Source organism: Acinetobacter sp. YH12239, assembly GCF_013417635.1.
Taxonomy (GTDB): domain Bacteria; phylum Pseudomonadota; class Gammaproteobacteria; order Pseudomonadales; family Moraxellaceae; genus Acinetobacter.
This window is the reverse complement of the sequence record NZ_VPDP01000002.1, coordinates 137,480-157,706: the sequence shown is the minus strand read 5'-3', so window position 1 is coordinate 157,706 and position 20,227 is coordinate 137,480. Positions and strand designations below refer to the sequence as shown.

The 20,227-nt window shown below is 38.1% G+C and carries 20 protein-coding genes and 1 other RNA gene; 15 read left to right on the top strand and 6 right to left on the bottom strand.

Annotation, left to right across the window (positions count from 1 at the left end):
* The 6 genes from rseP to lpxA are packed head-to-tail and all read left to right on the top strand — an operon-like array spanning position 1 to position 6,781.
* Entirely contained in the window at positions 1–1,356 is a 1,356-nt protein-coding gene (gene rseP, locus FTV17_RS02850) for an RIP metalloprotease RseP (RefSeq protein WP_179998093.1), read from the top strand.
* A gap of 41 nt (positions 1,357–1,397) precedes the next feature.
* Entirely contained in the window at positions 1,398–3,920 is a 2,523-nt protein-coding gene (gene bamA, locus FTV17_RS02845; RefSeq protein ID WP_179998092.1) for an outer membrane protein assembly factor BamA, read from the top strand.
* 29 nt (positions 3,921–3,949) lie between these two features.
* Positions 3,950–4,438 carry an OmpH family outer membrane protein gene (locus FTV17_RS02840; protein ID WP_179998091.1) on the top strand — a complete coding sequence of 163 codons (489 nt, stop codon included), beginning with the start codon at positions 3,950–3,952 and terminating at the stop codon, positions 4,436–4,438.
* A 3-nt stretch (positions 4,439–4,441) separates the two neighbouring features.
* The gene (lpxD, locus tag FTV17_RS02835; protein WP_092766345.1) at positions 4,442–5,512 is read left to right on the top strand and encodes a UDP-3-O-(3-hydroxymyristoyl)glucosamine N-acyltransferase; all 1,071 of its coding nucleotides are present in this window, start codon (positions 4,442–4,444) and stop codon (positions 5,510–5,512) included.
* A gap of 1 nt (position 5,513) precedes the next feature.
* Positions 5,514–5,996, top strand: coding sequence for a 3-hydroxyacyl-ACP dehydratase FabZ (fabZ, locus tag FTV17_RS02830; RefSeq protein ID WP_035263658.1), 483 nt, complete (start codon positions 5,514–5,516; stop codon positions 5,994–5,996).
* Complete coding sequence (lpxA, locus tag FTV17_RS02825) at positions 5,993–6,781, top strand: acyl-ACP--UDP-N-acetylglucosamine O-acyltransferase (protein WP_179998090.1); 789 nt, start codon at positions 5,993–5,995, stop codon at positions 6,779–6,781. The genes fabZ and lpxA overlap by 4 nt, the downstream gene beginning before the upstream one ends.
* A 48-nt stretch (positions 6,782–6,829) precedes the next feature.
* Here lpxA and FTV17_RS02820 read toward each other — a convergent pair whose 3' ends face one another.
* Complete coding sequence (locus FTV17_RS02820; RefSeq protein ID WP_179998089.1) at positions 6,830–7,657, bottom strand: YbgF trimerization domain-containing protein; 828 nt, start codon at positions 7,655–7,657, stop codon at positions 6,830–6,832.
* 285 nt (positions 7,658–7,942) lie between these two features.
* Between FTV17_RS02820 and ffs the strand changes: the two genes are divergently transcribed.
* Positions 7,943–8,039: signal recognition particle sRNA small type (ffs, locus tag FTV17_RS02815), an RNA gene on the top strand.
* A 27-nt stretch (positions 8,040–8,066) separates the two neighbouring features.
* Here ffs and FTV17_RS02810 read toward each other — a convergent pair.
* From FTV17_RS02810 to FTV17_RS02795, 4 genes are all read right to left on the bottom strand, one after another.
* The gene (locus FTV17_RS02810) at positions 8,067–8,642 is read right to left on the bottom strand and encodes a regulatory protein RecX (RefSeq protein WP_373687179.1); all 576 of its coding nucleotides are present in this window, start codon (positions 8,640–8,642) and stop codon (positions 8,067–8,069) included.
* 118 nt (positions 8,643–8,760) lie between these two features.
* On the bottom strand, positions 8,761–9,804 hold the full coding sequence (recA, locus tag FTV17_RS02805; protein ID WP_035263652.1) for a recombinase RecA: 1,044 nt from the start codon (positions 9,802–9,804) through the stop codon (positions 8,761–8,763).
* A gap of 146 nt (positions 9,805–9,950) precedes the next feature.
* On the bottom strand, positions 9,951–10,391 hold the full coding sequence (locus FTV17_RS02800) for an RNA-binding S4 domain-containing protein (RefSeq protein ID WP_179998087.1): 441 nt from the start codon (positions 10,389–10,391) through the stop codon (positions 9,951–9,953).
* Complete coding sequence (locus FTV17_RS02795; RefSeq protein WP_179998086.1) at positions 10,375–11,067, bottom strand: HAD-IA family hydrolase; 693 nt, start codon at positions 11,065–11,067, stop codon at positions 10,375–10,377. Before FTV17_RS02795 ends, FTV17_RS02800 begins: the two co-directional genes overlap by 17 nt.
* A 297-nt stretch (positions 11,068–11,364) precedes the next feature.
* Here FTV17_RS02795 and FTV17_RS02790 point away from each other — a divergent pair, with 297 nt between their 5' ends.
* The 3 genes from FTV17_RS02790 to FTV17_RS02780 all read left to right on the top strand — a co-directional run bounded on the left by FTV17_RS02790 (position 11,365) and on the right by FTV17_RS02780 (position 13,476).
* A complete protein-coding gene (locus FTV17_RS02790; RefSeq protein ID WP_179998085.1) occupies positions 11,365–11,502 on the top strand; it encodes a hypothetical protein in 138 nt (45 codons plus the stop codon).
* A 326-nt stretch (positions 11,503–11,828) separates the two neighbouring features.
* Positions 11,829–12,677 (top strand): 3'(2'),5'-bisphosphate nucleotidase CysQ, encoded by an 849-nt coding sequence (locus tag FTV17_RS02785; RefSeq protein ID WP_179998084.1) that lies wholly within the window; start codon positions 11,829–11,831, stop codon positions 12,675–12,677.
* A 61-nt stretch (positions 12,678–12,738) separates the two neighbouring features.
* Positions 12,739–13,476 carry a histidine phosphatase family protein gene (locus FTV17_RS02780; protein WP_179998083.1) on the top strand — a complete coding sequence of 246 codons (738 nt, stop codon included), beginning with the start codon at positions 12,739–12,741 and terminating at the stop codon, positions 13,474–13,476.
* Positions 13,477–13,554: 78 nt separating this feature from the next.
* Here the strand turns inward: FTV17_RS02780 and rpsT are convergent, their stop codons facing one another.
* Positions 13,555–13,824, bottom strand: coding sequence for a 30S ribosomal protein S20 (gene rpsT, locus FTV17_RS02775; RefSeq protein ID WP_035263646.1), 270 nt, complete (start codon positions 13,822–13,824; stop codon positions 13,555–13,557).
* 215 nt (positions 13,825–14,039) lie between these two features.
* Here rpsT and FTV17_RS02770 point away from each other — a divergent pair, with 215 nt between their 5' ends.
* The 5 genes from FTV17_RS02770 (at position 14,040) to mfd (ending at position 20,052) form a co-directional block, all read left to right on the top strand.
* Positions 14,040–14,705 (top strand): nucleoside-diphosphate sugar epimerase, encoded by a 666-nt coding sequence (locus FTV17_RS02770; protein ID WP_179998082.1) that lies wholly within the window; start codon positions 14,040–14,042, stop codon positions 14,703–14,705.
* 11 nt (positions 14,706–14,716) lie between these two features.
* Entirely contained in the window at positions 14,717–15,226 is a 510-nt protein-coding gene (rraA, locus tag FTV17_RS02765) for a ribonuclease E activity regulator RraA (protein WP_179998081.1), read from the top strand.
* A gap of 30 nt (positions 15,227–15,256) precedes the next feature.
* A complete protein-coding gene (locus FTV17_RS02760) occupies positions 15,257–16,042 on the top strand; it encodes a glutathione S-transferase N-terminal domain-containing protein (RefSeq protein WP_179998080.1) in 786 nt (261 codons plus the stop codon).
* Positions 16,043–16,141: 99 nt separating this feature from the next.
* Complete coding sequence (locus FTV17_RS02755) at positions 16,142–16,492, top strand: hypothetical protein (protein ID WP_179998079.1); 351 nt, start codon at positions 16,142–16,144, stop codon at positions 16,490–16,492.
* 101 nt (positions 16,493–16,593) lie between these two features.
* On the top strand, positions 16,594–20,052 hold the full coding sequence (gene mfd, locus FTV17_RS02750) for a transcription-repair coupling factor (protein ID WP_179998078.1): 3,459 nt from the start codon (positions 16,594–16,596) through the stop codon (positions 20,050–20,052).
* The last annotated feature ends 175 nt before the right edge of the window (positions 20,053–20,227 follow it).

Genomic DNA, 20,227 nt, shown 5'->3' with positions numbered 1-20,227 from the left:
ATGAATATACTTTTCATTATCGTCGCGGCTATTTTGCTTCTAGGTCCATTGATTGCAATTCATGAATTTGGACATTACTGGGTAGCACGAAAACTTGGCGTTAAGGTTCTTGTGTATTCAATTGGATTTGGTCCAACAGTTCTAAAGTGGACCTCTAAAAAGTCAGGCATTCAATATCAGCTCTCTGCATTACCTTTAGGTGGTTATGTAAAAATGCTAGATGAGCGTGAAGGTAATGTAAGTGCAGAAGATTTACCTTATGCGTTTAATCGGCAATCCCCTTTAAAACGAATTGCAATCGTTGCTGCGGGACCACTTGTTAATTTAATTTTTGCTGTTTTACTGTTTTGGATTCTGTTCTTACCAGCTCAGGAACAATTAAACACTCGAGTTGGTAAAGTGATTGAAAATACGCCAGCCGCACAAGTAGAGATGCGTTCTGGTGATAAAATCATAGCAGTGGATGAAACTGCGACGCCAACTTGGGAAAAATTGAATTATGCGCTGATTGATCGCGTAGGTGAAACTGGTACGATTCAAATTCAAGCTGATCGTGATGGTCAGGTACAAACTTTTAATTTACCGATTCAGCAATTTCTAAAAGATCAGTCTCAATCACCTTTGGATGTCTTGGGGTTTTTACCATATCGACCTCATATTCAACCAGTTGTTCATAAATTATCTGAAGATGGTGCTGCTATACGCCAAGGGATGAAAGAAGGTGATGTAATTGTCGCGATTGATAATAAAAAAATTAACGATTGGTTTGAAGTTGTTGATATAGTACAAAAATCACCAGAAAAACTATTGAATATTGAAGTGATGCGTCAAGGCGAGATTGTTCAATTAAAGGTCATGCCGCAAGGAAAGCGTGACAATATGGGCAATACGACAGGAATGTTGGGAGTGCAAGCTCAATCTGATCAGATCAATATTCCTGCTGAATATAAGCATACAATTCAATATAATCCAGCGGAAGCTTTTGTGGTTGCGGTTGAAAAAACGGGTCAATTATCTTCTATGATCCTTGGCTCAATTGTCAAAATGATTCGTGGATTGATTGGCTTGGATAATCTCTCGGGTCCAATTACGATCGCTAAAGTTGCAGGTCAAAGTGCTGAAATGGGGTGGCAAACTTTCATTTCATTTATGGCATTAATGAGTGTAAGTTTGGGGATATTAAATTTGCTTCCGATTCCGATGTTGGATGGTGGGCATTTAGTTTATTACATAATTGAATTAATTCGTGGTAAACCTGTTTCTGAACAAATACAATTGGTTGGATTAAAAATTGGTATGGTGTTGCTGGGAAGTATGATGTTTCTCGCAATATTTAATGATTTTATGCGTTTATAAGCGTTATAGATGGATAATTAACTTACTGGAAAACAATAGGCATGCAGCACAAACATTTATTTATGCCATTGGCACTCGTTAGCGCAATGGCAGCAGTACAACAAGTATATGCAGCAGACGAGTTTATCGCGCGGGATGTGCGTGTTGATGGATTAGTTCGACTAACGCAAGCTAATGTACTCGCAATGTTACCGGTGAATGCTGGGGATCGCATTAATGATCCAGTGATTGCGAATGCGATCCGTGCGTTGTATGCCTCTAATTCGTTTGATGATATTCAAGCTTTCAAAGAAAACGATGTTCTGGTTTTCAAAGTCGTTGAACGTCCTATTATTTCTAAAATCAATTTCAAGGGTAATAAGCTCATTCCAAAAGAAGCCTTGGAAGAGGGCTTGAAGAAAATGGGTCTAGCTGAAGGTGAGGTGCTCACTAAATCTGCACTTCAGACGCTAGAAACCGAGCTTGAACAACAGTATTCACAACAAGGTCGCTACAATGCGGATATTCAGGTTGAAACTGTTGCAAAAGCTAATAACCGTGTAGATGTCAATATTAATTTCATTGAAGGTAAACCAGCTAAAGTTTTTGAAATTAATTTAATTGGTAATACTGTATTTAAAGACGATGAAATTAAGCAAGTCTTTGCTGTCAAGGAAAGCGGATGGTTATCTGTCATTTCCAGAAATGATCGCTACGCGCGTGAAAAGATGGCAGCAAGCCTTGAAGCATTAAGAGCTTTATACCTTAATAAAGGTTATATCAATTTTGAAATTATCAACTCTAATTTGAATATCAGTGAAGATAAAAAAAATATTTTCATTGAAGTTTCAATGAATGAGGGTGAGCAATTTAAATTTGGTGAAACCAAATTTTTAGGTGATGCTTTATATAAAGACGAAGATCTTCGTGCACTAAAGATTTATAAAGATGATGCAACTTACTCACAAGAGTTGGTGAATGCAGTAAAACAGTTATTACAGCGTAAGTATGGTAATGCTGGTTATTACTATGCGGAAATTAATGTTGTGCCTCAAATTGACAATGAAACAAAAAAAGTTAATTTGAATTATTACATCAATCCGGGTCAGCAAGTTACGGTTAGACGTATTAATTTTACAGGTAATACCAAGACTGCTGATGAAGTTTTACGTCGTGAAATGCGCCAGATGGAAGGTGCATTAGCGAGTAATGAAAAAATTGATCTTTCAAAAGTCCGTTTGATGCGTACTGGATTTTTCAGCAAAGTTGATGTTAAGCCGGTACGTGTTCCAGGAGCGCCTGATCAAATCGATTTGAATATCGCTGTTGAAGAACAACACTCAGGATCAAGTACTTTAGCTGTTGGTTATTCGCAAAATGGTGGTATCACATTCCAAGCAGGCTTAAGTCAAACTAACTTCTTAGGTACAGGTAACCGTGTAGCGATTGATCTTTCTCGTTCTGAGACACAAGATTATTATAACCTAAGTGTTACTGATCCATACTTTACAATTGATGGTGTCAGCCGTGGTTACAATCTCTATTATCGTAAGACGAAATTAGACGAAGACTATAACGTTAACAATTATGTTACAGATAGCTTCGGTGGTGGTCTGAGCTTTGGTTACCCAATTGATGAGAATCAGAGCTTAAGTGCTGGTATTAATATTGATCAAACTGAAGTAACGACTGGTCCATTTGTTTCTACTTATGTACGTGATTATTTACTTGCCAATGGTGGTAGGGAAACAAGTACTGGTAAGTATTGTCCAGTCGACTTAGAGCCAATTAAAGATGATAACGGTAATGTAATTGGTTATGAACCTTGCTCTGAACCTGAAGTTGAGTACGGTAATGAGTTTAAAGGTGATTTCTTTACTTATAGTTTAAATTTAGGTTGGTCTTATAACACATTAAATAATCCACGCTTCCCAACGTCGGGTATGTCTCATCGTGTTAATGCAGAGATTGCATTGCCGGGTAGTGATGTTGAATATCAGAAGGTAACATACGATACTCAAGCCTTTATTCCTTTAGGAAAGGATTTTGTATGGCGTGGTTATGGTAAGGTAGGTTTCGGTAATGATTTACCATTCTATAAAAACTATTACGCTGGTGGTTATGGATCTGTTCGTGGTTACGATAATAGTACATTAGGTCCAAAATATCCGAGTATTACAGATGCTGCTCTAACTAGAGAAGATAGAAACCCTGAAGAGGTGGGGGGTAATGCATTAGTTCAATTTGGCACTGAATTAATCTTACCAGTTCCTTTTAAAGGCGACTGGGCGCGACAGGTCCGTCCTGTTATTTTTGCAGAAGGTGCTCAAGTGTTCGACACTCAATGTGACGTACCTACTGGAAATATTTATTTTGGCGCAACCAATCCGACGGCATTCGATGCTAGACAGTACTGTAAAGATAACTTTGGCTTCGATGCCGGAAATATGCGTTATAGTGTTGGTGTAGGCTTCACATGGATTACGATGATTGGTCCACTATCATTAAGCTATGCGTACCCACTGAATGATAAGCCTGGTGATGAAACTAAGTCTGTTCAATTTGAAATTGGTCGTACTTTCTAGTACGGCCTTTTGCCTTAAAAGGAATAATAATGAATATATTTAAAACAATGATATCAACGGCTTTACTCACATCTGTAGTTGGCTTTGCACATGCAGCAGGATATGGGGTAATCGATTTAGAAAAAGTGGTAGAAAATAGCACGTATTTAAAGCAGCAGAATGCTCAGCTTGAGCAGACAATTAAACCGCAAACGGTAAAGTTGGAACAGTTAGGTAAAGAAATTGAAGCTTTGGCTAAATCAGCTCAAGCCAATCAATCGAATGCCCAGCAACTATCCTCTCAATATCAAACGAAGATGAACGAATTTCAATCTTTGCAACAGACTGTTCAATCACGTGTTCAAAGTACCATTCAAAATACAAATAAAGTTTTTGACTCAAGAATTAAACAAGTTGCTGAACAATTGCGCAAAGAAAATAATCTTGATTTAGTTTTAAATAAAAATGCTGCCTTGGCATATGACCCAAAATACGATTTAACTGCTAAAATGATTCAAAAGGTTAATGCAATCAAATAGTCAATGAAATCAAATCAATTTCGTCTCGATCACTTGGCCAAACTTGTACAAGGCCAAGTCATTGGTGATGCAGATCTGTTGCTAGAGGGTCTTGCAAGTTTAACTCAAGCGAACTCAAACCAAATTTCTTTTGTAAATTCTGATAAGTATTTAGACGAAGCGATTTCATCTCAAGCAGGTGCGTTAATTGTCACTTCTGAGATGCAGGCTCAGCTTAATCAGCATAATAATTTTATTGTCGTACAAAATCCGTATCTTGCTTTCGCGATTTTAACTCATGTGTTCGAATCTAAAACTGTGCAACGTGGAATCGAGGCCACCGCAGTAATCGATCCGAGTGCTATGATTGGAGATAATGTATACATTGGTCATTACGTTGTAGTTGGCCCACATGCCGTGATTGGTTCAAATACAGTAATTCATTCGCAAACTAAAATTGATGAGTATGTTGAAATCGGTGAGGATTGTTTCATTGATTCGCATGTCACGATTACGGGTCGATCTAAAATTGCTAAACGTGTTCGTATCCATGCGAATACCGTAATTGGAGGAGAGGGTTTTGGCTTTGCTCCTTATCAAGGTAAGTGGAACCGAATTGCTCAACTCGGGTCTGTTCAAATTGGAAATGATGTCAGAATTGGTTCTAACTGTAGTATTGATCGTGGCGCTTTGGATGACACTATACTTCATGATGGTGTGATTATTGATAATCTTGTGCAAGTCGCACACAACGTTCAAATCGGTGAAAATACTGCGATTGCTGCAAAATGTGGTATTGCGGGCAGTACTGTGATTGGCAAAAACTGTATCCTTGCAGGTGCTTGTGGTATCTCAGGGCATCTAAAAATTGTAGATAATGTGACGCTAACAGGAATGTCAATGGTCACAGGTAGCATTTTAGAAGCTGGGACATATTCTTCAGGAATGGGATTACTCGAAAATTCTCGCTGGAAACGAACGGTTGTTCGTCTAAGACAATTAGCAGATGTGCCATTGACCAAATTAGTCAAACAAATAGATGATATGCAGGCTCAGTTAGAGTCAATCGAATCAACTTTAAAATTGCGTAAATAATATGACAGAGTCTACTTTATCTTTTTCAATTCCTGAATTGCCGATGAATATTCAAACAATTCGTGAATATTTGCCGCATCGTTATCCATTTCTATTGGTAGACCGTGTTACAGAGGTGACTGAGAATGGAATTGTCGGATTTAAAAATGTCTCCATAAATGAAGAGTTTATGCAAGGTCATTTTCCAGGTTATCCAATCATGCCGGGTGTCTTAATCGTTGAGGCGATGGCACAAATTTCTGGCGTTCTTGGCTTTATTATGAACAATGAAAAACCCAAACCGGGTTCACTTTTTCTTTTCGCTGGCGCTGAAAAAGTTCGTTTTAAAAAACAAGTCGTTCCTGGTGATCAACTCGTGTTAAAATCAGAGCTTGTAATGCAGAAACGTGGTATTTACAAGTATCTTTGTAGTGCGAGCGTTGATGGTGTAATTGCAGCGACAGCTGAAATTATTATTTCTCATCAGAAATTAGAGCAAGCATGAGTAACAGTGATTTAATCCACCCTACAGCAATTATTGATCCTACGGCAACAATTGCTTCTGATGTAAAAGTTGGTCCTTACTCGATTATTGGTCCTCATGTGACGATTGATAGTGGGACAGTATTACACTCTCATGTGGTGGTTGGTGGATATACTCGCATCGGTAAATCAAACGAAATTTTCCAGTTTGCAAGTGTGGGTGAGGTGTGTCAGGATCTTAAGTATGCTGGTGAAGAAACTTGGCTTGAGATTGGTGACAACAACAAAATTCGTGAGCATTGCAGTCTGCATCGCGGTACAGTGCAGGATCAAAGTATTACTAAAATTGGTAGTAATAATCTTTTAATGGTGAATACGCATATTGCGCATGACTGTGTGGTGGGTAATAACAACATTTTTGCAAACAATGTTGGTGTCGCAGGTCATGTGCATGTTGGTGACTTTGTTGTTGTCGGCGGTAACTCAGGTATTCATCAATTCTGTAAGATCGACTCATACAGCATGATTGGTGGAGCATCATTGATTTTGAAGGATGTTCCTGCTTATGTGATGGTGTCTGGTAATCCGGCGCATGCATTTGGAATGAATGTAGAAGGTATGCGTCGTAAGGGTTGGTCCAAAGATGTAATCAATGGTTTGCGAGAATCATTTAAGTTGATTTATAAGAGTGGTCTGACGACACAACAAGCCATTGAGCAGATTACTGCTGAAATTTTACCAAATGTTTCTGAAGCACAGCTCCTTATAGACTCTCTGAATGAATCTAAGCGCGGTATTGTTCGTTAAGGGCTTTTGCTAGCATAAAAAAAAGACATCTTATGATGTCTTTTTTATTTAACTTTTTTTGAAATATCCAGCTTCTTCTGAGTCAGGATATGTGCTTAATAATTTATTTTTGTAAATTTCAGCAGTTTGAACATTTTTATTTACATCTTTCGCGATGCTATATAGCTGATATAAAGATCGCGCTGCTTTCCCTGAATTTGGAAACTTCGAAGCGACAGTTTCATAGTGTTTTCTTGCTTCTTCATAATTGGGTGGTTCAATTGCTAAATTGAACTCAGCTAACCAAAAATAGGCATTACCTGTATACACACTATTTGGATTGTTACGTACAAAGTTTTGCATAGGTGCAATAGCTTTTTTTGCGCCACCTTGTTTGTATGCATCTAAGGCAACTGTATAAGCTGCTTTATCCAGTTCTTGTTGGTTGGTATGATTCAAGTTCGTTGCATTTTGTGATGCTGTGGTATTTGAGTTAGTGCTAGTGCTTGGTGCAGTTGGCTCATTGGGAGCGGGTGGTGCAGCATTAGGATCTTCGGCATTGGACTCCTCCACAGGATCAATTTTTTGTTGAAGGAGTTCTAATCTTTGATCTAGATCTGTATAGCGATTTTTTAATTCGTTGGTCAGTTGATTAATTTGATGTTCTTGTTCTTCTAATTTGCCTTGAAGTGCACGAATTTGATTTTCTAAGCGTTGATTCTGTTGGATAAGTTGCCAACTGGTGTTGGTAGGAGCGGTAGCGGTGTTATTCACTGCGACTGCTGTTTGGTTCAAACTTGAATTTTGGCTTAATCCTTTTGATTCGATAGGAATATTGGCAAAAACTGATGTTGAGCTCATCAATGCTAGTGCAAGAAAAGTACGCTTATTGAGCATGTTCATTATTCCATTTGTATCCATACTCAAATTTGAACTTTGAGTATTTTCAATTCTTAATAATCAGATCATTTAAAACGTCATAGCATTTAAAATCAATATAAATTTACAATGAAACTGTATAAATGAAGAAATTTAAGTTGAAGTTATTTAAATGAAAAATATCAAGTTTGTTGTTAATAGATTAGTAAATATTCACTTGAACTTTTTTAGTGCCTTTAAAGCCCATTATGGTCTTGCAAGATCGTTAAAAATCTCTATACTCTGTTCTTGCAATGGTAGCCCTGCTGGTGGCTTCGCAATTGTACTCTGAAAACCCCGCCAGGACCGGAAGGTAGCAACGGTATCAGAACTATGATGTGCCGGAGTTTTGCTAGTAGGGTTGCCACCATTATAATAATTTTATCTCTTATTCTTCATTCTCTTTTCGTTTTATAGCTTTCATAATCGCATCCATTTCAAAGCCTCTATATTGTAAAAAGCGAATTTGTTTTGCTTTTAGTTTTGCGTCCTGAGCAACTTCATAGCCATATTTTTTGACTTTCAATAAGTATGCTTGTTCATACCAATCTATTTCTTCCATTTCTGGTTCAGCCAAGGCTTTATCAACGTGTTTGCTTTTAAGCGCTAGCTTTATTCGATTTGGACCTTTTCCTTTGCGTAATTGGCTACGTACCGTCATTTCTGCAACGCGAGCATCACTTTGATAATTTTCTCGTGCTAGCTCATCAACTAAGCTCAAAACCTCTTCCTTATTTTGTGCATACAAAGCAAGTTTATCAATTAAGTCTTTTTTTGAGTATTCTTTGCGAGTTAAGACTGCAAATGCATACGATCTCAAACGAGTCCCTGTTAAGCCTTTATTCTGTGCTAGAACTGATGAATGAGTGTCATCTAAATCACATTCATCTGGTGCTTGATTGGCGAGGTATTGATTAGACGAGTGTTGATCATTGATGAGATGTTGAGGTTCATCTTCATTCATTATTGATTTTAAGTCCTCATAATGAATGAACTTGGGAAACTTCTCTGACATTTTAAATCCATGCTCTTAAGCAAAAGCGCCCATAATTTGGGCGCTTCGATTTCAAATTTTTGAAAAATTATACTTCAAATAAATCTGCTTCTTCGTCATTTTCTTCAGTTGGGGCTGGTGTCGCTGTGGTTAACAACTGTTCACGAATCATGCGATCAAGATCTTGTGCAAGTTGAGGATTTTCCTCAAGGTGACGAATCACGTTGTTCTTACCTTGTCCAATCTTGTTGCCTTGGTATGAATACCAAGCACCAGCTTTTTGAACAAGTTCTTGTTGTACAGCGAGATCGACCAATTCAGCAAGCTGATTTGTACCTTTACCGTACATGATTTGGAATAATGCTTCACGGAAAGGAGGTGCCATTTTGTTCTTCACCACTTTAACGCGTGTTTCAGAACCAACTATTTCATCACCTTCTTTTACTTGACCAATACGGCGAATGTCTAAACGTACAGAAGCATAGAATTTGAGCGCATTACCACCAGTAGTGGTTTCTGGACTTCCAAACATGACACCAATTTTCATACGAATTTGGTTAATGAAGATCACCATGCAGTTGGAGCGCTTTGCATTACCTGTAATTTTACGCAATGCTTGGCTCATCAAGCGTGCTTGTAGACCCATATGAGAGTCACCCATTTCACCTTCAATTTCGGCTTTAGGAGTTAAGGCTGCTACAGAATCGACAACAATTAAGTCGATAGCGCCAGACCGTACCAGCATATCTGCAATTTCTAGTGCTTGTTCACCGTGATCAGGTTGTGACACCAATAAGTTATCGATATCTACACCAAGTTTGCGAGCATATTGAGGATCTAAAGCATGCTCAGCATCGATAAATGCACAAGTACCACCAGCTTTTTGACATTGCGCAATCGCTTGAAGTGTCATGGTGGTTTTACCTGATGATTCTGGACCATAAATTTCAATAATACGGCCTTTAGGTAAACCACCAATACCTAGTGCGATATCCAATGTAAGAGAGCCTGTAGATACAGCTTCTACAGCTTGAACAGTATTGTCACCAAGGCGCATTACCGTATTTTTACCAAATTGTTTTTCAATTTGGCTTAAAGCAGCACTCAGTGCTTTGCTTTTATTATCATCCATCTCATAACCTCAAAACGATGTAAATCACTGATAACTTAAGTGGATGTCTTTAATTAAGTCTAATGTCCACGGCATTTATAGTGACAGAAAAAATAGGACTGTTCTATAATTTTAAACTTCAAAACGACAATATTTGTCGCTTTAACTTATTCATCATCGTATGACCAAACTTCGTCATATTGCTGACCATTTTGTTGACGGAATCTTGTAATATCACGACGATCTTTTTTGCTTGGTCGATGATCTGGTCGTGCAAGATTATGCAATTTTCTTTGTGCAGAAAGCAACTCACGACGCGCGATACTGACTTCAGTTTCTTCATAGAGTAATTGTGCAGCGGGCGCACCACCTCGAACAGACGATAATGCTTTCACAATGACGGTTTTCTTTTCAAATCCCTGCTGAATCGTTAACTCCATTCCTACACGTACTTCTCTGGAAACTTTAACGCGATCATTGTTATGATGAACTTTACCACCTTCAATTGCTGCCTTGGCAATTGAGCGGGTTTTAAAAAAGCGTGCTGCCCAAAGCCACTTATCAATTCGCATTGAATCTGTGATTTTAGTTTCATGCTGTTTTGACATTCATTTCTTTCTCATGGTTAATTTGGTCTAAATAGGGGATTAATGATCTTAGATCATTGATTGCAGGATACTGAAGTTTAGACCTTTCGCGCTCAGGTTGAGCGCTAGATGGTTGGGTAATTGTGATTAGATGCTCAATACCAAAAGATTTAGCACCTTCGAGTACTACTGCAGTATCATCAACGAGAACGCAGTGACGAGGTTCAAATGGGTGCATTTGCTGTAATTGATCCCAAAATTCAAAACGCTCTTTAGCAAAACCGATCGTTTCGCTACTGATCATCACTTCAAAATAAGAGGTGAGGTCAACTTGATTCATTTTCAATGCCAAACCTCTTTCATCAGCATTGGTGACTAACCACATTCGGTATCCAGCTTGCTTAAGGCTTGATAATAACGCAATGCATCCCTGTCTCGGCTTGATGAATTCTTTGTGATCGTGTTGAAGCTGAAAGGTATCAACGCCGACTTTGGCTGTCCAAAAGCGCGTAGAATACCAATCGAGCGTGTGCTTATGATCTTGATAAAATTTAAATAGAATTTGATTGCTCTGTTCTAAACTGATTTGATGAGTTTTGGCATGTCGCTCAGGGAGTTTGTGATTCCAAATTAAATCGTCAAAAGCAAGATCGAGTAGGGTTCCATCCATGTCGAACATGATGATGGGTTTGTTCATTCATCTTTCCTCAGGTATTGTTGCAATTTAGCACAAATAGAAACAACAAAATGGGTGTTATTTAAATATGGATTTACACCATCATTTGATGCAAAAGGTTGAACTCGCATCAGCATTCTTAAATTTAACCTAAAGATTGGGCGTGCGTGGTGACTTATATATTTCATTCCATTCGCATTATATCGAATTAGATGTGTGAGGTCACAAATTTAGATCTTAAGAATGAATACAAAAATAGTATAGAGGTTGCGATGAAAGCATCTTATTTTTTGAAAATGGTGCATAGGAGTTTGAAGTATGACAAAACATGATAATAGTTCGAAACCACACAAAGAATCTAATGAGGATAAAGGGAGTCAGGACTCTTTTAAAAATAAAGAGCCTGTGAAAAAACCGAATGAACAGCCTGAAAGTCCAGTCAAAGAGCAAAAATAAAAAAACAAGCCTTCTTAAAGAAGGCTTATTTTTTATGGTGATATTGACTCTAAGGTGCGCTCTGATTTTTGGAACTATTGCGGGGTGTTATTTAAGATGAATTGAGGATTGTTGGCAATCACGCTTCGGATTTTGTTTTAAAAGTGTTAGAGTTCTTCTGATTGAAATGGGTTATGTGTTTCAAAGTGGTTATATTTTATAGGTTTGCTACTATAAATATAAATCCAAAAATGCAAATTAAATCATGCTGCATTTAAGCTGAGGTTCTTAATATGATCGTCATGCTTAGAGTGTGTAGCGCCAAAAGACAAAAATAGGTTTTATCCATGTTTATCACAACGCATGCTCCCCAAGATCAGCAAATGTTAAATTTGGTTCCGATTTTGGCTGTTGCAAGCCAAATATTATTAGAAGAATATCAAAATTATTGTGCTGGACGTGATTTTAAAATCAACGAAAAAGATGATCATTCTCCTGTAACTCAAGCAGATTTAAAGGTCAATCAATATCTGCTCAGAGAGCTTACAAAACTTACACCTGATATTCCAATCATTTCTGAAGAAAGTGATTATTCGGAGCGACATGAATGGCCTCAATGTTGGATGCTAGACCCTTTGGATGGTACGAAGGAGTTTATTCATGAGCGTGATGAATTTACGATTAATCTGAGTCTTATTCAGAACCATCAAACTGTATTTTCAGTCATAGTCGTGCCGACAGAGCAAGTTATGTATATGGGCTATTTGACGGATCTTCCTTATAAATATTCATTTATGAACAATATTTGGGAAAAATATTGCAAATTTAAAGCCTCACCAGTCGATGCCATCCAAATTGGACTGAGTCATAGTAGTAAAAATCCTAAGTATCAACACTATATTGATTATATTGAAAGAGAAATACCGGTTATACGTCGTGAAGCTGGAAGTGCTTATAAGTTTTGTATGATGCTTGAAGGTGAGATAGATATTTACCCAAGATTTCATCCAACCTCTGAGTGGGACACCAGTGCTGGACAAGGCTTGCTAGAGAGTATAGGGGGTGGTTTATTGACCTTAGATTCTGTGCCATTTACCTATAATCAGCGTGATACTGTTTTGAATAACGGTTTTATCGCCTATCGTGATCCTGAAATGAGGCAATTGGCTTTAGATGCGTTGTCAAATGTACTTTAGGGGAGTGGAACTATAATTTCATCGTGTTATAGTCAAATTAATTTCATTTATTAGAATTATTATGTCGCTGAAGTTGCTTCCTCCAAGTATGCTCAGAGCGGTTGATTTACTGCCCGATGTTGCTGTGCCTGTTACATTATTTACTCGCCACTCAATACGTGAAATGGTGGTGGGTCAAGGACTCGCTGGATATGATTTGCAATTAACTGATCAAGGTAAGGATCTAGCGCAGGCTTGGGGGGCTTATCTTATAGATCAAACAGATCGTGTGATAGAACACTGTATTTCTAGTCCAATTCAACGTTGTATTGATACTGCTGCACTGATGATTCAAGGTGCTGATCAAATTAATCCTAAGTCAAATACCCATCATATTAAGATTGTTGAGCAGGGGCTTTTGGTCGAGCCTGGTAGCTTTGTTTTAGATATCGATCAAGCTGCGCCATATTTTAAGCAACAAGGTGCTTTGGGCTTTATCAATAGCTTTGTAAACAATACCTTACCTGGGATGAAGCAGCCAATTACAGGTGTGGTTGATGTTTTACATTTGCTTTATCAAACTCACCCTCAACAGAATCATGGATTAAGTTTGGCGGTTAGCCATGACACTATTCTGGCTGGTATTCTGGCTGTGATTTCAGGTAAAACACAGATTATTCAGCAGGATTGGCCAGAAATGATGGAAGGTTTGTTTGTTTGGTTTGAAGGTGAAGCATTTATAGATGCAAAATTGAAATGGATATGGCGTGGTCAATCTAATGAGCTGTCTATTCGTGAATTTATAGAGCAAGAAAGATAGTAATTTTAATATTTTTTAAGCATTATTGATAAATTTAAGATATAAAAAAAGCCCTTAAAGGGCTTTTTTTAACGCAACTTAGTTAGAAGCTAAAGCTTTAACTTGTGCATTTAAACGGCTCTTATGACGAGCAGCTTTGTTCTTGTGGATGATACCTTTGTCAGCCATACGGTCGATTACAGGTACTGCAGTTTTGTAAGCTTCAGAAGCTGCTGCATAGTCACCCGCAGCGATCGCTGCTACTGTGCGTTTAAGGTAAGTACGAACCATAGAACGTAAGCTTGCGTTGTGTTTACGTGCTTTAACGTTTTGACGAGCACGTTTTTTTGCTTGAGCAGAGTTTGCCACTCGTGCACTCCTTGAAATTGATTGGTCTGGGCGGGCTGAAATTTCAACTAAATACAAACATTAGAAGAATTTACACCAGCCCGTAAACAAGTGCCATATTGTGATTAAATGATGCGGCAAAGTCAAGTCTTGACATGCTTTGACAACATTTTTGATGCAGATAAAATGCGGTTAGCGCGTTAGATTATATGAATATTGGAAGGAATGGCGAAAAAATGATTAAAAATATTAAAAGTGCAATAGTTATAGGGGCAACTGGTTTAGTTGGTCGATCTTTGGTAAATCATTTGAATCAATTGGTAGATTGCGAAAGAATTGTCGTAGTTGTTCGTAAGCATGATGAACAATTTGAAAAGTTCACTAAAGTTGATCAGTTGGTCATTGATGACTTTTTAATGTTAAATGATGAGGACGCTTCTGGATTCTCACATGCGTTTAGTTGCCTAGGAAGTACAATTAAAAAAGCAGGCTCTAAAGAAAATTTTTACAATATCGATTTTGAAATAAATGCTCATTTTGCTGATTTGCTCGTGAATACCGATACTTTTTTTGCAATTGTAAGTGCGGAAGGGGCGAATGAAAGATCTCCATTCTTTTATAATCAAGTGAAGGGAAAGTTAGAAAATTATCTAAAATCATTATCACTCTATCAATTGGCGATCATTCGACCTTCACTCTTAATTGGTGAAAGAGCTGAAACAAGGACACTCGAAGATATTTCTCAGAGTATTTTCAAGCGAGTATCGCAATTTCTGCCAAATACATTCAAATATAAGCCAGTGACAGCAGAGCAAGTCGCTAATACTATGGTCGTGAGCGCAAGAACTCAAAATGAAAAAATTAAGATTTATGATAATTTAGAGATTCAAAAACATAACTGAGGGTATAAAAAGTGACAACGCCAACATTTGTAACGTGTGATTTACTGGATGACCATCCTGATTTAGATATTCAAGTATTGTATCCATCTATTGATGGAAAATTCTTTAAAAGTTACGGCGGTGTAAAAAGCTTTGGGGGGGAAGCGGTCACTGTTAAATGTTTTGAGGACAATTCACGAGTAAAAGAGTTACTCGCTACAGATGGGCAAGGCAAAGTTTTAGTTGTAGATGGTGGTTCTTCCATGCGTTGTGCATTGATGGGAGATATGATTGCTGAGTCTGCCGTTAAATATGGATGGAGTGGTGTCATTATTAATGGTTGTGTCAGAGATGTTGATGCCATTGCGAGTTTAAATCTAGGCGTGCACGCACTTGCAGCTATACCTCAAAAAAGTAATCGTAAAGGGGTGGGCGAAACCAATATCACGATTCAAATTGGAAATATCACAATCCAACCAAGTGATTATATCTATGCAGACAATAATGGAATGATTGTGTCCAAGACAAAATTAGTCGACTAATTTAAATAAAACAAAAAAGAGGTAATCGGTATGGTGATTCATCAATTAAAAGTGGCTCAGGCGCTAGCTTCAGCTGTTGCAGAAGGTGGACGTGGGACTTTAGGTACACCGTTTCCTAAACAGCCAGAAAAAGCATTAAAGCTTTACGAATTTGAAGGATCACCATTCTGTCGTCGTGTAAGAGAAGTGTTGACTTTACTTAATCTTGATTACGAAGTGTATCCTTGTCCGAAAGGTGGAAGAGTCTATCGAGATCAAGTAAAAACACTTGGGGGTAAGACTCAATTTCCTTTTTTGATTGATGAAAATACTGGGGCTAAACTTTACGAGTCTCAGGATATTATTCACTATCTTTTTAAGCATTATGGTAAGACAGGTCAAACACCGAAGCAATTCTCACATTACCCCAAATTGCCTGTAGTTGCTCTAGCTGGAACACTGATTAATGGTGCTCGTGGGATTTTTATAAATAAAGCGATTAAGCAGAGACAACAACCCGAGCATTTAATTGAGCTGTGGGGGTTTGAAGCGAGTCCATACACCAGAATCGTGCGCGCTGAACTTACAGAACTTGAATTACCTTTTAAGTTTCACAATGTCGCTAAAGAGCGTTGGCAGGATCAAGGACCAGCGATTTTAAGATTGAAGCCTGGGAAATATATTCCTTTGGTTGGCGGTAAACGCGAGCAGGTTGTAAAGGTAATGAATCGCAAGGGGAAGGATATACAAGTCCCGTACTTAGTTGATCCTAACACAGGCGTAAAATTGTTCGAATCGAAGAAGATTGTAGAATATTTAAGAAAAAATTACGGTTAATTTTAGTTTGAGTGCTTTTTGGTCATGAATATAGGTGTATTCGTGACCAGATGCTAAGATAAACCATCATTTTGAGTTTTCCGCTTTTCCTCCCAAACTATGTTTAAAAAAATTTCTGATTTGTTTCAAAAAAAACCATCGGCTGAGCAAATTTATTTACAGACCCACCAAATTCGTCATGATCCTGAATTAGGATATATTATCGATGACATCGTATTGAATGAATTAAATGAAAGATTGTCATATTTTTCAAACCGAAAGGTAACTCGTTTTGATGATTTGGAAAATTTATTTTATCGCGGAATGTTGATCAAAGAGAAAATTGATCTCGAGTTGAATACAGGTCGTTTTACAACGAGATTAGGTAATAATCAACAGAATCTAGAACAGTTAAAAAAAATCGTGATATTGCTCAATGATTATTATCGTGAATTCAAACGTGAGCGCTAAAGTTTGCGACTGAATGTTTGTGATATCTAAAAATAACTCATTCTCGATTTTGAACATGATAAAATAGTGCAATGTCCTACCAGACTTTTAAAGCGATCTTCATGTTCCAAAAAGAAATTTCTCAACTTAATCTATCACAAATAAAATCTGGCGAAAAAAGATGGTTAGGGGCGCTTAAAGGCTCTGCCATCGCTTTGCTTTTAAAAGAAATAAGTCAAAATTCCGATCGACTCTTTGTTCTGGTGGCTAGAAATAATCAACATTTAGCTCAACTTGAGAGTGAGCTTGAATTTTATGGTGTGAAGCCCACCATCTTTCCTGATTGGGAGATCTTACCTTACGATCGGTTGTCTCCGCATCAAGATATTGTCTCAGAAAGATTATCAGTGCTCTCTAATATGCCAACAAAAGGGATACTGCTCATTTCAAGCACAACTTTGGCACAACGTGTTGCGCCGAGGTCTTGGGTGTTAGGTGAGCATTTTGATATTAGCGTTGGGCAAAAATTTGATTTAGAAAAGCAGAAACAACGCCTGATTCAGGCTGGTTATCATTTGGTCGATACTGTATATGATCACGGAGAATTTGCTGTTCGGGGAAGTTTAGTTGATATTTTTGCTTCAGGGCAAGATGCTCCAATTCGAATAGATTTGTTTGATGATGAAATTGATTCTTTAAAATTTTTTGATCCAGAAACTCAAAGAACAACGACAAAACTTGAACAGTTTAAGGTTTTACCAGCTAAAGAGTTTCCCTTAAAAGAAGGTAGAACTCAATTTCGAGACCGTTATGCTGAAGAGTTTCCAACGGCTAACCCGAAAAAGAATCCAATTTATCAGGATGTAATGGAGGGTATTTCTTCACCGGGATTGGACTATTACTTTCCGCTGTTCTTTTCAAAAAAAGAAATGCTAGAACAAAGTAGTATTTCATCATACTTACCAAATCATTCCATTGTCATTACAGATCGCAATATTGAAAGTGAATTAACTCAATTTTGGAAAGATATTTATCAGCGTTATGAAGACCGACGTCACAATGTTGATCAACCTTTATTAGCTCCAGAGCAAATTTTCTTTCAACAAAATCAAATTTTTGAACAACTCAATCAGTTTCCTCGTATTATCGCGTCTGACGAAGTTTTTGAACCTAAAGCGGGTGTAATTAATACCTCTGCTGAACAGCCACCTCGTTTAGCGGTAGAGCCTAAACATCAACAGCCTTTTCATGCTGTAAAATCATTTATTGATGCTGCGCAACACCCTGTCTTACTCGTCGCTGAAAGTGCGGGACGTCGTGAATCGTTAAAGGACTCCTTACGAGCAAGCATGGGTGAAATTCCTGTTGTAGAGCATTATCAGGAGTTTATTAATCAACAATATTCAGTAGCAGTAACGCATGCACCACTTGAACGTGGCTTGGAGATTAAAGGACAAATATCTGTCATTTCAGAAAATCAACTCTATGAGCATCGTGTTGTACAACGCCGTAGAAAACGCCAGCATGAAGTTTCTGAAGAGTTCTTAGTTAAAAGTTTAACTGAATTAAGTATAGGTGCACCTGTAGTTCATATTGATCACGGTGTAGGTCGCTATGCGGGATTAGTGACTTTATGTATTGATGATCAAGACCACGAATTTTTGCAACTTAACTATGCTGATGATGCCAAAGTTTATGTTCCTGTCACCAATTTGCATCTGATTAGTCGATACAGTGGAGGTGATCCTGATTTAGCACCACTGCATAAACTTGGTACCGATGCTTGGAATAAAGCTAAGCGCAAAGCACTAGAACAAATACATGATGTTGCAGCCGAACTTCTTCATATTCAAGCAAGACGCCACTCAAAACCAGGTATTCAATTTGAATTAGATCACACTACTTATATGCAGTTTGTTAGTGGTTTTGCTTATGAAGAAACGCTTGATCAAGCGAATGCTATCGAAGCGACTTTATACGACATGCAACAAGCTAAACCAATGGACCGTTTAGTCTGTGGTGATGTTGGATTTGGTAAGACAGAAGTAGCGATGAGAGCTGCTTTTGTTGCTGTACAGAACAATAAGCAAGTTGCTGTTTTAGTTCCAACAACTTTACTGGCACAACAGCATTATGAATCCTTCAAAGACCGATTTGCTGATTGGCCTATCCGTATTGAAGTGTTATCTCGATTTGGCTCAAATAAAACACACTTAAAAACGATCGAGGATTTGGCAGAGGGTAAAGTCGATATCGTCATTGGAACGCATAAAATTTTGCAGGAAAATGTCCAGTTTAAACAACTTGGATTGATGATTGTTGATGAAGAACATCGCTTTGGTGTGCGAGATAAAGAACGTATTAAAGCGATGCGTGCCGATGTAGATATGCTGACGCTAACCGCTACGCCAATCCCGCGTACCTTAAATATGGCGTTTTCAGGTATGCGTGACCTCTCAATTATTGCTACACCACCTGCACGCCGTCTCGCTGTTAAGACCTTTGTCAATGAGCAGACCGATGCCACGATGAAAGAGGCGATCTTGCGTGAACTATTACGTGGTGGTCAGGTTTATATTTTGCATAATGAAGTGGATACCATTGAACGAGCAGCTGAAAATATACGGTTGTTAGTTCCTGAAGCTCGGGTTGCAGTTGCGCATGGTCAAATGCGTGAGCGTGAGTTAGAGCAGGTCATGCAGCAGTTTTATCATAAAGAATATAATGTATTGGTGTGTTCGACCATTATTGAAACGGGAATTGATGTACCAAATGCCAATACAATTATCATCGAGCGAGCAGACAAGCTAGGTTTGGCCCAACTTCATCAACTGCGTGGCCGTGTGGGGCGCTCTCATCATCAAGCCTATGCGTATCTGATGGTTCCGTCTATTAAAGGCTTAAAAGGTGATGCTGAAAAACGACTTGATGCCATTCAGCGTGCTTCTACTTTAGGCGCTGGTTTTGTATTGGCGACAGAGGATCTGGAAATACGTGGAGCAGGCGAGCTTCTAGGTGAGCAGCAAAGTGGTTCAATGCATGCAATTGGATATAGTCTATATATGGAAATGCTTGAGAAAGCGACTAAAGCCATCCAAAATGGTAAGACTCCTAACTTTGATGCCCCTTTGTCACTCACGGCTGAAATTAGTTTACATATGCCTGCATTAATTCCAGATGAATATTTAGGTGATGTGCATCAGCGTTTATTGTTCTATAAGCGAATTAGTAATACGGATACACAAGAAAAACTCGATCATATCCGTATGGAGCTTATCGATCGTTTTGGTGTGCTACCTCAACAAGTGAAATATCTTTTTACTGTTCATCAGGTGCGTATAAAAGCAGAAAAATTAGGTATTACCAAGATTGATTTGAGTAAGCAGGGTGGCCAAATTGAATTTTCACCTGATACTCCTGTTCAAGCGATGAGTATTATCCAAATGATGCAAAAACATCCGACATTTTTTAGAATGGACGGTGGTCAACGTCTGAAAGTGATGGTTATGCTTGAGGAAAATGACAAAAGAATTCAGTTTATTAATGATCTTTTAGATGAGTTGATGAGAGGGCTCAACTGATCTAAGTTGGGCTTGAATCTAGACTTGTTCATTGCTCAAAATGCATTGGCTGAAAGTCAACCTTATGGGTTGATTTTTTAGCGATGAATTGCAATGAATGAGTGAGATTCAAATCAATGAAATACATATTTTTTTGTATCGAAACACATGACTAATAATACTCAGTCTAAAACTG

Coding starts and splice junctions, on each gene's coding strand:
- FTV17_RS02755 (WP_179998079.1), top strand. CDS start 16,142: ATGTTTAAAAAAATTTCTGATTTGTTTCAAAAAAAACCATCGGCTGAG.
- recA (WP_035263652.1), bottom strand. CDS start 9,804: ATGGATGATAATAAAAGCAAAGCACTGAGTGCTGCTTTAAGCCAAATT.
- FTV17_RS02820 (WP_179998089.1), bottom strand. CDS start 7,657: ATGCTCAATAAGCGTACTTTTCTTGCACTAGCATTGATGAGCTCAACA.
- FTV17_RS02790 (WP_179998085.1), top strand. CDS start 11,365: ATGACAAAACATGATAATAGTTCGAAACCACACAAAGAATCTAATGAG.
- lpxA (WP_179998090.1), top strand. CDS start 5,993: ATGAGTAACAGTGATTTAATCCACCCTACAGCAATTATTGATCCTACG.
- FTV17_RS02760 (WP_179998080.1), top strand. CDS start 15,257: ATGGTGATTCATCAATTAAAAGTGGCTCAGGCGCTAGCTTCAGCTGTT.
- FTV17_RS02795 (WP_179998086.1), bottom strand. CDS start 11,067: ATGAACAAACCCATCATCATGTTCGACATGGATGGAACCCTACTCGAT.
- lpxD (WP_092766345.1), top strand. CDS start 4,442: ATGAAATCAAATCAATTTCGTCTCGATCACTTGGCCAAACTTGTACAA.
- fabZ (WP_035263658.1), top strand. CDS start 5,514: ATGACAGAGTCTACTTTATCTTTTTCAATTCCTGAATTGCCGATGAAT.
- mfd (WP_179998078.1), top strand. CDS start 16,594: ATGTTCCAAAAAGAAATTTCTCAACTTAATCTATCACAAATAAAATCT.
- FTV17_RS02780 (WP_179998083.1), top strand. CDS start 12,739: ATGTCGCTGAAGTTGCTTCCTCCAAGTATGCTCAGAGCGGTTGATTTA.
- FTV17_RS02800 (WP_179998087.1), bottom strand. CDS start 10,391: ATGTCAAAACAGCATGAAACTAAAATCACAGATTCAATGCGAATTGAT.
- FTV17_RS02770 (WP_179998082.1), top strand. CDS start 14,040: ATGATTAAAAATATTAAAAGTGCAATAGTTATAGGGGCAACTGGTTTA.
- bamA (WP_179998092.1), top strand. CDS start 1,398: ATGCAGCACAAACATTTATTTATGCCATTGGCACTCGTTAGCGCAATG.
- FTV17_RS02810 (WP_373687179.1), bottom strand. CDS start 8,642: ATGAATGAAGATGAACCTCAACATCTCATCAATGATCAACACTCGTCT.
- rseP (WP_179998093.1), top strand. CDS start 1: ATGAATATACTTTTCATTATCGTCGCGGCTATTTTGCTTCTAGGTCCA.
- FTV17_RS02785 (WP_179998084.1), top strand. CDS start 11,829: ATGTTTATCACAACGCATGCTCCCCAAGATCAGCAAATGTTAAATTTG.
- FTV17_RS02840 (WP_179998091.1), top strand. CDS start 3,950: ATGAATATATTTAAAACAATGATATCAACGGCTTTACTCACATCTGTA.